10 protein-coding genes are annotated in these 13,611 nt (G+C 35.0%); 7 read left to right on the top strand and 3 right to left on the bottom strand.

The genetic code is table 11. The annotated features are described in order from the left end of the window. Positions 1-942: a hypothetical protein gene (locus KORDIASMS9_RS10695; RefSeq protein WP_162819878.1), complete on the top strand. Its 942-nt coding sequence runs from the start codon at positions 1-3 to the stop codon at positions 940-942. Positions 943-945: 3 nt separating this feature from the next. On the opposite strand, the gene KORDIASMS9_RS10690 is transcribed toward KORDIASMS9_RS10695, so the two are convergent. Both KORDIASMS9_RS10690 and kynU read right to left on the bottom strand, forming a co-directional pair. Beyond that, the gene (locus KORDIASMS9_RS10690; RefSeq protein WP_114902834.1) at positions 946-2,349 is read right to left on the bottom strand and encodes an NAD(P)/FAD-dependent oxidoreductase; all 1,404 of its coding nucleotides are present in this window, start codon (positions 2,347-2,349) and stop codon (positions 946-948) included. Position 2,350: 1 nt separating this feature from the next. Then, a complete protein-coding gene (gene kynU, locus KORDIASMS9_RS10685; protein ID WP_114902833.1) occupies positions 2,351-3,610 on the bottom strand; it encodes a kynureninase in 1,260 nt (419 codons plus the stop codon). A 194-nt stretch (positions 3,611-3,804) separates the two neighbouring features. On the opposite strand from kynU, the gene KORDIASMS9_RS10680 reads away from it, so the two are divergent. Beyond that, complete coding sequence (locus KORDIASMS9_RS10680) at positions 3,805-4,446, top strand: O-methyltransferase (RefSeq protein ID WP_114902832.1); 642 nt, start codon at positions 3,805-3,807, stop codon at positions 4,444-4,446. Positions 4,447-4,732: 286 nt separating this feature from the next. Here KORDIASMS9_RS10680 and KORDIASMS9_RS23230 read toward each other — a convergent pair whose 3' ends face one another. Continuing rightward, on the bottom strand, positions 4,733-5,122 hold the full coding sequence (locus KORDIASMS9_RS23230) for a hypothetical protein (RefSeq protein WP_162819683.1): 390 nt from the start codon (positions 5,120-5,122) through the stop codon (positions 4,733-4,735). Between the two features lie 126 nt (positions 5,123-5,248). Between KORDIASMS9_RS23230 and KORDIASMS9_RS10675 the strand changes: the two genes are divergently transcribed. From KORDIASMS9_RS10675 to KORDIASMS9_RS10655, 5 genes are all read left to right on the top strand, one after another. Continuing rightward, complete coding sequence (locus KORDIASMS9_RS10675; protein WP_205318052.1) at positions 5,249-5,440, top strand: hypothetical protein; 192 nt, start codon at positions 5,249-5,251, stop codon at positions 5,438-5,440. 155 nt (positions 5,441-5,595) lie between these two features. Beyond that, positions 5,596-7,929: a TolC family protein gene (locus KORDIASMS9_RS10670; RefSeq protein WP_114902831.1), complete on the top strand. Its 2,334-nt coding sequence runs from the start codon at positions 5,596-5,598 to the stop codon at positions 7,927-7,929. 9 nt (positions 7,930-7,938) lie between these two features. Continuing rightward, positions 7,939-9,033 (top strand): efflux RND transporter periplasmic adaptor subunit, encoded by a 1,095-nt coding sequence (locus KORDIASMS9_RS10665; protein WP_114902830.1) that lies wholly within the window; start codon positions 7,939-7,941, stop codon positions 9,031-9,033. A gap of 25 nt (positions 9,034-9,058) precedes the next feature. Continuing rightward, positions 9,059-12,172 (top strand): efflux RND transporter permease subunit, encoded by a 3,114-nt coding sequence (locus KORDIASMS9_RS10660; protein WP_114902829.1) that lies wholly within the window; start codon positions 9,059-9,061, stop codon positions 12,170-12,172. A gap of 24 nt (positions 12,173-12,196) precedes the next feature. After that, a complete protein-coding gene (locus KORDIASMS9_RS10655) occupies positions 12,197-13,588 on the top strand; it encodes a hypothetical protein (protein WP_114902828.1) in 1,392 nt (463 codons plus the stop codon). Positions 13,589-13,611 lie beyond the last annotated feature (23 nt).

The following is a 13,611-nucleotide window of genomic DNA, read 5'->3' as shown; positions in this document are numbered from 1 at the left end:
ATGATAAAAAAAATAATACTATGCATCTTGTTTATAACGTATAACAATGCATTCTCACAAAATACAGATGCTGACTTAAATTCAATTTCTTTATCGGTAATCTTACCCGATAATTCAGAGCATTTATCGCAAAAAACGGTATCTAAAATTGAAACGAAAATTCAACATATTGTTACAAAAAACGGAATTTCAGGGAACGGCTATTCCAATGAATTTTTAATCTATCCTAAGTTTGAAGTTTATGACGAATCTACCGTAACGGGAATGCGAACGCTCGTAGCCATTGAAGTTGAATTTAGTCTGTTTATACAACAATATAGCACGAAAAAAGTGTATGCTTCATATTCAAAATCGCTGAAAGGCAGTGGCACTTCCAAACAAAAAGCACTAAACAATGCTATTTCTCAAATCTCAACATCAGACCCTAAACTAAAAGCATTTATAAACGCTGGTAAAGAGAAGATTTTAACATATTATGAAAACAACTGTGATCAACTTGTAAAAGATGCCGACAAGTATATTCAAATGAAACAATACCGACAAGCCATCGCGGTTTTATCAACTATTCCCAAAGAGGCTAAAAAATGCTATGCTAGTGTTCAGCAAAAATCTGTGGAAGCATACAATGCCTACCAAAAGCAATTGTGTAAAGAAAATATTCTCATTGCTAAAACCAAACTCGCCAATAACGATTATAGTGCAGCTTTGAGCACACTTCGTTACGTTGATCCTAGTTCTCCCTGTGCTAAAGAAGCTGAAAATTTAATTACAAAAGCTGCGAGCAAGGTTGATAAAGAAGAGCAAAAAGAATGGAATTTGATGTTAAAAATGTATCAAGACAATTACAATTTAAAGAAATATAGAATTCAAGCAATTTCAGATATTGCAAAAGCATACTTTAATTCAAGACCAAAAACTGTGACTTATAAAAGTCTGTTTTAGTACTTAATGCCGCATCGTCTTCGCTACACTATCTTCCTCTAAAATTTCGTTGGTTTCTTGCTGAACTTTTTTGAGAATTTCGTGTAAATCTTCTGTGGTATCAATTTCATCATCGGCAATCATGTTTAACAACGCTTTGTCTTGTGCGCGACCGATTTCCATGGCTTTGCTATATGGAATGTCTTCATTGAACGTAACCATCGAATATTTAGAGAAATACTGCTCTGGGAAGTTTTTTTCCAAATCCATTTCCAACTTGCGCTTTTCCATAAAGATCGGATTTGCCACATGATCGCGCATTTCGTAATAATTATCAATCGCTAAATCGGCAATAGCATCCGTATCTTTTTTACGTGTTTTTTCGTATGCTTTGAAAACCGCTTCCCAATCGCCTTCATGCTGATCTAACACTTCATTTAGCACCACAACATCTTCAAACGAAGCATTCATTCCTTGTCCATAAAACGGAACAATCGCATGTGCTGCATCGCCCATTAACAAGGTGTTGTTTTTATACGACCACGGCGAACATTTTACCGTTCCTAATGGTGCTGTCGGATTTTCAAAGTATTCTTTGGTCAACTCCGGAATCAACGGAACTAAATCTGGAAATTTCGCTTCAAAGAATTCTTGTACACGTGCTTCTGTTGTTAAATTGTTGAAATTATATTCGCCTTCATCATACGATAAAAATAAAGTGACCGTAAAACTTCCGTCCAAATTCGGCAAGGCAATAATCATATAATCGCCGCGTGGCCATATATGCAACGCATTTTTTTCGGTGCGAAATCCGCCTGTTTTCGTTGGTGGAATACTCAATTCTTTGTAACCGTGATTGAGGTAATTCTGCGAGTAGCTAAATAAAAATTTACGCTCCAGGTAATAACTTTTGCGCAAAATAGAACCTGCGCCATCCGTTCCGATTATGACATCGGCTTGTACCTCAAATTCTTTCTCGGTTTCGTAACAGTAGAAACTTGCACTATTTTCCTCAATATCTATTTTCGTACATTTTTTATTGAAGGTGATCTCTACGGCTTCATGTTCTTCTGCCTCTGTGAGTAACAACGCGTTCAAGTCGCCACGTGAAATGGAATTGATGTATTCATCGCTGCGTCCGGAGTAGTTTGACATAAAAGTATTTCCTTCCACATCATGCACCAATCGTCCATGCATTGGAATGCATAACGGCATCACTTTATCGGCAATTCCCACCATATTCATGGCTCTGATTCCACGATCAGAAAAGGCTAAGTTAATCGATCTTCCCGCAGAAATATCTACTTTTCGTAAATCGGGACGACTTTCCATGACCGTTACTTTATAGCCGCGTTGTCCTAAGCGCAACGCTAGTAAAGAACCGCACAAACCTGCGCCAACAATCAATATATTTTCTTTCTTTTCCATCTTACAAGCATTTTTTAAGTTCGTTCACCATTTTGAATACATCTTCATAAGAGTTGTATAACGGCACTGGCGCACAGCGAATTACGTCGGGTTCGCGCCAATCGGAAATGATGTGTTTGTCCAACAATTTTTGGTGTAATGATTTGTCTGCATTTTTGACTTGAATCGACAATTGGCAACCTCTTTCTTCAGGGTTGGAAGGTGTAATTATTTTGATGCGATCGGTTTCAACCTCATTGATTAAGTATTCAAAATAGGCTGTTAATTGTTTAGATTTTTCGCGCAAAGCGTCCATTCCAACTTCATTGAACATATCAAGAGACGCTTTCACTGCTGCCATTGACAATATGGGCGGATTGCTCAATTGCCAACTTTCCGCACCAGGAATCGGATTAAAGTCATAACGCATATTAAAACGCGTTTCCTTATCGTGTCCCCACCAACCTGCAAAACGATGGAGTTCCTTATCATGTGCATGCTTTTCATGCACAAACAATCCTGCCAAACTTCCAGGGCCCGAATTCAAATATTTATACGTACACCAAGCGGCAAAATCTACATTAGAATCGTGCAAATTCGGTTGAATGTTTCCTGCACCATGCGCCAAATCAATGCCAACCATCGCGCCTTTGGCATGACCGAGTTCCGCTATTTTTTTAATATCAAAATATTGTCCGGTGTAATAATTCACACCGCCAATCATCAACAATGCAATTTCATCACCTTCTTCTTCTAGCATCGTTTCCAAATCTTCCATACGGAGCAATTCTTCGCCTTCGCGTGGCGTCCATTCGAGCAATCCTTCTTTTGGATCGAATCCGTGAAATTTTAATTGTGATTCTACCGCATACCGATCAGAAGGAAACGCATCACTTTCGATGACAATTTTATATTTTGTTTTTGTCGGTTGATAGAACGAAACCATCAATAAGTGTAGATTTGTCGTAAGCGTGTTCATGATCACGACTTCAATGGGCTTTGCTCCTACTATTTTCGCCATGTTTTCGGTGAGAAATTCATGGTAGGGCATCCACGGATTTTTTGCATCAAAATGTCCTTCCACACCTAAATTTGCCCAATCGTTCAGCTCTTGCTGAATGTATTCTTGTGTTACTTTGGGTTGCAATCCAAGTGAATTTCCACAGAAATACAACCATTCATTTCCGTCAGCATCTTTGGGAATGTGAAATTTTGTACGGTAGCTTTTTAGAGGATCTTTTGCGTCTTGCGCTTGAGCAAACGCCAGTGTGTTTTGAAACATGTTAGATGCTATTTTCCTCAAAAATACGTATTCCATTTTGGTAATAAAAAGATATATATAGCTAAATCAATATTAAATAGCAGAAATCTTCTATGAAAATAATCCATTTAATTTTAATTAAGCTATTGCATTTTGTAATTTACTTTTTGTTGGAATTCTTTTTTAATCAATATTTTTGTGAAAAATCAAACCTCATGCATTTTATTTCCGAAGCTTTAGACGAATATGTAGTTGCACATTCTGAAAACGAACCTGATTTATTGAAAGCCTTGACACGCGAAACCTATCAAAAAGTATTGCAACCGCGTATGTTGAGCGGACATTATCAAGGAAGAGTGTTGAGTATGCTGTCTAAATTAATCGCACCAAAAACCATTTTGGAGATTGGAACGTATACAGGATATTCCGCATTGTGTTTGGCAGAAGGTATGAACGCTGATGGCGAATTGCACACAATTGACATCAACGAAGAGTTGCACGATTTTCAACGCAAATATTTTGATGCTTCTGCTTTTGGTGACCGAATTCATCAGTATACAGGAGATGCTTTAGAGATTATTCCAGCCTTAGAAACTACGTTCGATTTGGTTTTTATTGATGCAGACAAGCCGAATTATCCAGCCTATTTTCACGCGATTATTGACAAGATGAATTCAGGTGGTGTGATTTTGTCTGACAATGTGTTGTGGAGCGGTAAAGTGATTGAGCCTTTACAGAACCATGATATTTCTACAAAAGCTTTATTAGCCTATAATGCACTTTTAAAAGAAGATGCACGCGTAGAAACTGTGTTGTTACCAATACGAGATGGACTAACGATTAGTAGGGTTTTGTAGGTGTTGGGTCTTAAATACTTTTCATTTTACATTTTTTATTTTCGATTGTTGTCAGTTGTCGGTTATTATCAATTTAAAATTCAACATTTATAATTAGCTGTTAGTTAGTTTATTGATTTTCGATAGATTTATTTTCAAACGCCCTATTTATAGGTGCTTACACTTATTTTCTTAAAATTCTATTTTCTTGATTTTTATAAGAGTACCGCCAAAGAGTACCGTTTTACTATTTTTTTAATCTTCAAATAAATCTAATTCTTTGATAGCTTTGTCTACGATTCGCTCGTCAATATAGTGCTTTTTCAAGACTGTATCTGTTGCGTGCGAAGATAGCCCGTTCTGCATCTCCTTTCAAAGTGGATGATAGATAGTTACTTTGTAATAGCTCTTTAGTCAGCACATCATATAGTGGTTCTAGTAGTGAAGTCGCGGCATTAAACCATCCAAAGAAGTTTTCAATATTTATCGGAATGAACTTATTTTGGGATGCAGTATCATCTGTGGAAGTCGATGTGCCTTTAACAAGCCCATGAAAACTGCGATAGCGTCTTACCCAATATGAAAATGTATGATAATTCAGAGATTCACGCTCGCAGAAATCTTTCTTATTAATATCTTCTGAATATAGCTTTGCTACCAAAGCAAACATACGCTGTTGGGTCTTGGTCTTTTTCATGAAACCAAAATACGAACACAGGCATTGATCTACAATATGTAGTTTGCCGAAGGGTTACGTGTTCGTGATATTATCAATTTAGATAGTTCCATACTTACAAAAGATACCACCAAAAAGCAGAAAAAAATGGTTTTGCCTATCGAAGGGAGAAAAGAGAATCCATTTTACGACACACCAACAAAGGAAAGTCAACCACAATTAGCAAACGTAATTGACTCTTTGGATATACTTTGGAAGCGTTTTAAAGAAAATCAAATTCCTATGATAGAAATAATGATAAAACAGCTTCAAATTGCGATAAAACAAAATGAAATATAAACTCACTAAGTAACCTGAATAGTGAGAAAGTAGTTGTATACTCAATAAATTTTTTAATCTTTTTATTAAATGCTTAAACAATATCTGTTTTTTAATGAATAAGTTTTTTTTTAGCGTATAAATTTTAATCTTTACATAAATAAATCATTGCGTAAATGAAAAAAATAACCTCTCTATTATTCTTACTTCTTGTCAGTCAACTTATTTTTTGTCAAACACTTACAATTGGTTTGTTAACTGATACTGACTCACCCGAAGTACAACCACTTTTAAAACAATTGAAAACAGAAATTAGAGCTGTGCTTGGACAAAGCAAAACTGTAATTTTTAAAGATGTACTTCAAAACAATTACAATTTAGAAACTGCAACATCAAATTATCAACAATTGGTGGCTAGTGATGCAGATATCATCTTATCTTTTGGTGTATTTGACAACATTGTATTGAGTAAGCAAAAAAGCTACCCAAAGCCTGTTATTGTTTTTGGCGCAATAAATTCAGATTTCATCGATTTAAAAGAAAATCAAAAAACTTCTGGAATTAACAATATTACCTATATCATTGCGCCTTTGTCTTATAAAAAAGATTTAGATACGTTTGAAACCTTATATGATTATAAAAATATCGGAATTGCTATTGACGAATATTTAATCGGTATTTTACCACTGAAAGAACTGTTTGATCCTTATTTTGCTTCAAAAAACAAACAATATCGCTTAATTCCGTTATCTAAAAACGGTTTTAAAGCTTCGGATTTAGAAGGAATTGACGCTGTATATATTGCTGGCGGATTTCAATTTAGTGATGCCGAATTTAAAAAATTAGCCGATCAAATCAACGCAAAAAAACTACCTTCTTTCTCAGAAAATAGAGTTCGTGATGTTGAATTGGGCATTCTAGCAACCAATCAACCTGAAACAAATATTGATTTATTTTTTAGACGTATTGCATTGAATATTGAAGAAATTAGTAATGGCACAAATGCTTCCGAGTTACCACTACTGTTAGAATATAAAAACAAATTATCTATCAACTATAATACCGCAAAACAAATCGATTTCCCTATTCGGTATAGTATGTTAGCTTCTGCTGATTTTATTGGAGATATGATGCAAAGAGAGAATGCAAACTCATTATCAATTTTAAATATAATGAATGGTGTTATCGATAAAAATCTAAGTCTTTCTTCTAGTAAAAAAGGAATAGAACTTACCGAACAAGACGTAAAAACAGCCAAAAGTGGATATCTTCCAAATGTAACTGCTAGTGTAAATGGTCTATATTTAGATCCAAGAGTTGCTGAAATTTCCAATGGAACCAATCCAGAATTTTCAACCTCTGGAAATGTTGTATTAGAACAATTAGTATATTCTGAAAGTGCTACCGCTAATATTGATATTCAAAAAGAATTAGTAAAAGCACAGCAAGCTACATACAACGCAACAGAATTAGATGCTTTATTAAATGCTTCTGTTGCCTACTTTAATGCATTAATTTTAAAAACAAATGCTGCAGTTCAAAATCAAAATTTACAACTCACAAAACGTAATTTAGAAATTGCAGAACAAAATTTTGAAGCTGGAGCTTCTGGAAAATCTGATGTATTACGCTTCAGAAGTCAACTTGCACAAAATACACAAAACCTAATTGATGCTTCTAACCAACTTCGTCAAAGCTTTAATACAATTAATCAATTGATGAATGTTCCCATCAATACCGAAATTGATATCCAAGATGCTGAACTTTCTACTGGCATTTTTGAAAACTACCGATATAAAGATTTGTTGGAAGTGCTGGACAATCCTAAATTACAACCTGCATTGATTGAGTTTTTGGTAGTAGAAGCTAAAAAGAATGCTCCCGAATTAAAAAATATAAACTATAATTTAAACGTTACTAAACGTACGTACAAGTTAAATGATACAGGTCGTTTTATTCCTACAGTAGCACTGCAAGGACAATATAGCTTAGCCATTTCTCAATCAGGAAAAGGCACTACAGTTCCTACGGGATTTCCAACAGCACCAGATGGTACATATAATGTTGGTTTAAATGTTTCATTGCCTATATTTAATCAGAATCAACGAAACATCAATCGTCAAACTGCTAAAATTCAAGAAGAACAATTGGGCTTTGAAAAGGAAAACATTGAATTAAATATCGAAAAAAATGTAACGGACATCGTCATTGATTTGGTAGGTCAAATTGCAAATATTGAAATATCAAAAGTTTCTGAAGATAATGCGAAAGAAAGCTTAGCACTTTTTCAAAATTCGTACAAAGAAGGTGCAATTCCAGTTATACAACTTATTGATGCGCAAAATAATTATCTGCAAGCAAAACTAGCTAGAGCGACTGCTAATTATAATTATCTACTAACTGCGATGCAATTAGAACGTGCTATTGGATATTTTTTCTTAGTACACACAGAATCAGAGAATCAAGAATTTATACAAAGAATTAATCAATATATATTGAGCAAAAACTAACAAGGAATTATGAAGTTTTTAAAGTTTACCCTAATTACAATCATCACATTATTTTTCTTTACATCGTGTGAAGAAAAAAAAGAAGAAAAAAAAGTGGTTTTAAAACCCGTTAAATATATAACTGTTGGCGATATAAGCACACAAAAAATAAGAACCTTTAGTGGGAAGGCTAAAGCTGGTGATGCCATTAATTTGAGTTTTAGAAGTAATGGAGTTATTACCAAAGTAAATCACTGGAAAGGAGCCAAAGTTAAAAAAGGTGCTATTATTGCAAAGCTTGACAATGTTGAAGCCAATTTAGCATATCAGCAAAGTGTATCTGCAATGAAAAGCGCACAATCTTCGATGAATACAGCGAAATCAAACCTAAACCGTGTGAAGTCTTTATATGAAAAAGGAAGCAACTCACTAAGTGATTATGAGCAAGCTAGAAACTCATATCAAACTGCGCTAGATCAATTTGAAAATGCAAAACAAAGTAAAAACATTCAAGCTACTCAATTAAGTTATGGTATTATAAAAGCTCCTAAAGATGGTATCATAGCCAATACTGACGGAGGTGTTGGAGAACGCGTTTCATCTGGACATGTGTTTGCCGTTTTAAATGCTGGAAAAGAAATAAAAATTGAAGTAGGTCTTCCTGAAAATATCGTCAATCGTGTAAAACTCGATATGAAAACAAAATTAGAGTTTCCTGCAATCGAAGGGCATATATTTGATGGAACTGTAACGGAACTTTCTCCAACAATAAATGAAGAATCTTCAACCTACAATACTGTTGTTTTTATTGACAAGCCTATAGCTGAAATAAAAGCAGGTATGGCTGCGAAAGTGACCTTTGATTTTACAGATTCCTCTAGACAAAAAAGTAATTCAATCATCATTCCTGTAAAAGCCGTTGGTGAAGATGGAAAAGGGCGATTTGTTTTCTTAATTCAAAGTAAAGATGATACCAAAGGAACCATAAAAAAGCAGCATGTAGAGTTAGGCGAACTTACCGCAGACGGATTTATCATAAAAAATGGATTGACAGCTGGCGACAAAATAGCCACAGCGGGTTTACAAACCTTATTAGACGGACAAGAAGTAAGATTAAAACAATAATAGCAACCCTAATCAACCTATACAGATGAATCTTACTGAATTTTCAATAAATCGAAACCGAGTAGTTTTAAGTATCCTAGCTGTTATCATGGTGATGGGTGCTATTTTTTACGCTTCTCTCTCAAGAGACAGTATGCCTCCATATACCATTAGAGTTGCTTCTATAGTTTGCTCATTTCCTGGAGCAAGTCCAGAACGTGTTGAGGAATTGGTGAGTGATAAAATAGAAAAAATTGCACAAGAATTACCCGAACTAAAAGAAGTAAAAAGTACATCGCGCACAGGACTTTCTGTAGTACAAGTTGAACTCAAAATGGAAGTTGCTCCTGAAGAATTACAAGCCGTTTGGGACCGATTGCGTCGTAAATTAAGTACCGTACAAGGATTACCAAATAATGTACAACCGCAACTAAAAGATGACGGAATTGGAGAAGTATTTGGAATTGCAGTCGCATTAAGTTCTGATGGCTTTGAATATACAGAAATGAAAGAATATGCAGATGATATAAGAGACGACCTCATCAAGTTAGAAGATGCCGCAAAAGTAGAACTCAATGGAGTGCAAGATGAACGGATTTTTATAGAATTTGAAAACACAAAATTAAAATCGTATGGACTTACTTCTAACAGATTGCAAAATATTATTGCAAGTACAAATATTTTAAGTTCTGGAGGAACTATAAATGTTGAAGCAGAAAGCATCATCCTAGAACCTACTGGAAATTTCAACGATTTAGAAGCTATCAAAGAAATGTTGATTCCAGTTGGGGAAAACGGTCAAGTTGTCAATTTAAAAGACATTACAAACGTTAGAAAAGGCTATATAAGTCCTTCAACACAAAAAGTTCGTATCAACGGAAAAGATGCGATTTCATTACATGTTTCGTTAAAAGATGGGGCAAATATTATCAAACTAGGAGAAGAATTGGATGTTGTTTTAGCCGAATGGCGCGACAAACTTCCTATCGGATTAGAATTATCACGCGTCTCCTCTATCGACCAATATATAGATGTGAAAATTAGTGACTTTATTGGTAACCTTTTACAAGCAATAGGAATTGTACTAGCCGTTATGCTATTCTTTTTAGGAATACGAACAGGATTGGTCATTGCCAGTTTAATTCCTATTGTAACCATTACAACTATAATGGTAATGGGGTTGATTGATGTAGGATTAAATCAAATTTCATTGGCAGCATTAATCATGGCACTTGGAATGATGGTTGATAATGCCATTGTCGTCGCCGAGTCTATCATGGTAAAAATGGAAGTGGGCATTCCTGTTAAAAAAGCTGCAATTGATTCTTGTGGAGAATTGTTTACACCGCTATTGATATCCACACTAACCACTTCCGCAGCCTTCTTAGCATTCTTTATGGCAGAATCAGTTATGGGAGACATTATGGGACCAATATTTGTCGTAATTACCATTGCACTTTTATCTTCTTGGATCATCGCGCTGAGTATTATAACCTTATTTTGTGTGTTCTTCTTAAAAGTAAAACCAAAAGAAGTTGGCGATAAAGAAAGTTTCTTAGACAAATTAATCAACGGACTAAAAAGAAAGTACAAAGATTTAATTTTACTTGCCTTGGCATGGAAAAAGTCAGTACTAGTCATTATTGTGTTCTTATTCTTCCTGTCTATTTATGGATTTGGGTTTTTAAGTTTTGTATTCTTTCCTGATAGTGATCGAAATATGATTACGATAGATATCAATCTACCAGAAAATACCAAAATAGAAAGTACAACCGCAGTGGTATTGGCTTTGGAAGATTTTATGACGAAAGAATTAAAAGTAAGCAATACCAAATCTGACGGAATTGTAGATTGGGCAGCGTATATTGGTGAAGGTCCATCTTCGTATGATCTTGGTTACAATGCAGATGAAGCCAACTCAAATTATGCACATATTTTAATAAATACGTCTTCTTTCTTAGTCAATAATGAAATGGTAGAAAAGTTGGATGCATATAGTTTTGAAAATTTCCCAAATGCTGATATCAAAGTTGGTTTACTCGGTGCTGGAGGAAGTGGAACGCCAATAGAAATTGAAGTTTCTGGAGGCAATCCTGATAAACTGGCAAGCATTGCAGAATCGCTAAAAACAAAATTATTTAGTATTTCTGGAACCAAAAATATTAAGGATGATTGGGGACCAAAAGGAAAGAAATTTGTCATTGACATTGATCAAAATAAAGCACAAACGGCTGGTGTAACCAATCAAGACATTGCCACGTCTTTACAAACGGTTTTAGATGGTTTTCAAGCGGGAGAATATAGAGAAGGTGACAAATCTATTCCGATTGTCATGAAAAGCACCAAAAGTTCGCAACAATCGCTATCCTCATTAGAGACACTCAATATCTATGCTCAAAATTCAGGGAAAAGTGTGCCTTTACTACAAGTTGCTTCTATTGTTCCTGAATGGCAATACTCAAAAATTAAGCGTTTAAACCTAACTAGAACTATTGTAATTTCGAGTGAATTATCCGCAGACGGAAATGCTTCCGAAATCACAAATAACATTATACCTTGGTTGGAAGAACAAAAAGGAACTTGGGGAAAAGGATATACATACGAATTAGGCGGAGACGCCAAAAACTCCGCAGAAAATATGGGCGCGGTAGCAAAATACTTACCATTATCAGCGTTTATCATTGTTATGTTATTAATCATTCAGTTCAACTCGTTCCGTAAAATGATTATGATTGTTTGTACCATTCCACTTGGAGTTATTGGAATGGTTTTAGGATTGTTATTGTTTGGCGTTCCTTTCGGGTTTATGGCGTTTTTAGGTGTCATTTCCTTAGCGGGAATTGTCATAAATAACGCAATTGTACTGGTAGACCGAATTGAAATAGAAGAAGCCGAACTCAAGCGAAAACCGCAAGATGCTATCATTGCAGCGTGTTTGCAACGTTTCAGACCTATATTGTTAGCTACATTCACCACGGTATTAGGTTTAGTGCCATTATATCTTGGCGGAGGAGAAATGTGGGAACCAATGGCAGTAACCATCATGATTGGATTGTTATTCGGTACGGTAATTACGTTACTATTTATTCCTGCCTTTTACAGTGTAATGTATAAGGTAAATTACAAAGATTATGAGTTTAATGAAGCTCTATTAGACTAAATATTACAACTAAATTAGTTCTGTATGCACAAAATAGCAACTACTTTTTTGGGAATCTGTATTTTTTTAGGAATAACCAATTCAGCGTTTTCACAAGGAAATTACCGCATTGAAAATTTTGGAAGTCGTTCTATTCTTCTCAACGGAAACGTTACGGGTAGTGTTGATGATTTAGGACTTGTATATTACAATCCATCAAGATTATCTCTAATTGAAAAACCAGCGTTTTCGGTAAGTGGTAAAGCCTATGAAGTTAGCAGTACAAATCTTACCAATGCATTTGGAGCAGGAAACAATGTGTCAAATCAACGTATTGGAGCGGTTCCTACAATGATTGCTGGGACTTTAACATTGAAATTTTTGCCTAAAGATAAATTCGCATATTCTTTTTTATCAAGACATCGTGTTGATAACGAACTAGCATTCAATACAGGTGTTTTAGATGGTGATCAAATAAATATTCCAGGAGCAGAACGCTTTATTGGGAGCATAAATTTAGAAGATGTTATTTCGGAAGAATGGTTTGGCTTTTCGTGGTCACGGAAAATTTCTTCCAAATTTAGTATTGGTGCCTCTATGTTTTTATCTGTGTATGAAATGAATGGAGCAGGAAAATCATTATATGCAGGCGAAAGTGCTTCAGATGAAGTTGTAACGTATAACAGTGATTTTAACTACGAACAGGAAACATACGGACTATTCTTTAAAATTGGAGCTTCCTACAAAACAGAAGGATTAGAATTAGGTGCAACCGTACATATACCACACATAAACATTTATGATAGTGCAAAATTCAGAGCAGAAGAATTTTTAGCAGGTTTAGGCGCTCCAGATGATTTTTTCAATGTTACTGAACTTAGAAATGTAAACAACAAACGAAGAACGGCATTAGGCGTTTCTGTTGGTGCAGGAATTCCAATAGGGAAAAGTAAAATACACATAAATACAGAATGGTATGACGGACTAAACGCTTATAAACGTATCGCTATTCCTGACAATATCATTTCAAATACAAGCAGTTCAAGCTTAGATTTTAGAGAAAAATTAAAATCAGTCATTAACTTTGGAGCTGGCGCCGAAATTTATATTTCTCCTGTATTTACAGGTTTTCTAAGTTTCTCATCAGATTATTCCGCTTATGTAGAAAGTGCGAACTTTTTTGATGTTGTCAATCAAAACGGAGGAGAAATCAATTACGAATCGGATTATTGGCATTTTGGGTTTGGAGTAGATGCAAATATAAAATGGGGACGCTTTTTATTGGGAACAACCTATTCACGTACAAGTACAGACTTTAACCAACCGATAAATTTTCCAACCGAACCTATAAATACTGGAACTAATTCTGAAATAACTACTCTTAAATTAAGTCGATGGCGATTTATTTTAGGTGTAGAAATTCCATTATTCAACTAATACGTAACTTTCAATGCATAAAA

This window comes from Kordia sp. SMS9, assembly GCF_003352465.1.
GTDB lineage: Bacteria > Bacteroidota > Bacteroidia > Flavobacteriales > Flavobacteriaceae > Kordia.
Note: the sequence above shows the minus strand (reverse complement) of the source record. Positions and strands in the feature narration are given on the sequence as shown.

Bases quoted from the DNA above. Each gene is read 5' to 3' on its own strand.
- KORDIASMS9_RS10695 (WP_162819878.1), top strand. From the start codon at position 1: ATGATAAAAAAAATAATACTATGCATCTTGTTTATAACGTATAACAAT.
- KORDIASMS9_RS10690 (WP_114902834.1), bottom strand. From the start codon at position 2,349: ATGGAAAAGAAAGAAAATATATTGATTGTTGGCGCAGGTTTGTGCGGT.
- kynU (WP_114902833.1), bottom strand. From the start codon at position 3,610: ATGTTTCAAAACACACTGGCGTTTGCTCAAGCGCAAGACGCAAAAGAT.
- KORDIASMS9_RS10680 (WP_114902832.1), top strand. From the start codon at position 3,805: ATGCATTTTATTTCCGAAGCTTTAGACGAATATGTAGTTGCACATTCT.
- KORDIASMS9_RS23230 (WP_162819683.1), bottom strand. From the start codon at position 5,122: ATGAAAAAGACCAAGACCCAACAGCGTATGTTTGCTTTGGTAGCAAAG.
- KORDIASMS9_RS10675 (WP_205318052.1), top strand. From the start codon at position 5,249: ATGGTTTTGCCTATCGAAGGGAGAAAAGAGAATCCATTTTACGACACA.
- KORDIASMS9_RS10670 (WP_114902831.1), top strand. From the start codon at position 5,596: ATGAAAAAAATAACCTCTCTATTATTCTTACTTCTTGTCAGTCAACTT.
- KORDIASMS9_RS10665 (WP_114902830.1), top strand. From the start codon at position 7,939: ATGAAGTTTTTAAAGTTTACCCTAATTACAATCATCACATTATTTTTC.
- KORDIASMS9_RS10660 (WP_114902829.1), top strand. From the start codon at position 9,059: ATGAATCTTACTGAATTTTCAATAAATCGAAACCGAGTAGTTTTAAGT.
- KORDIASMS9_RS10655 (WP_114902828.1), top strand. From the start codon at position 12,197: ATGCACAAAATAGCAACTACTTTTTTGGGAATCTGTATTTTTTTAGGA.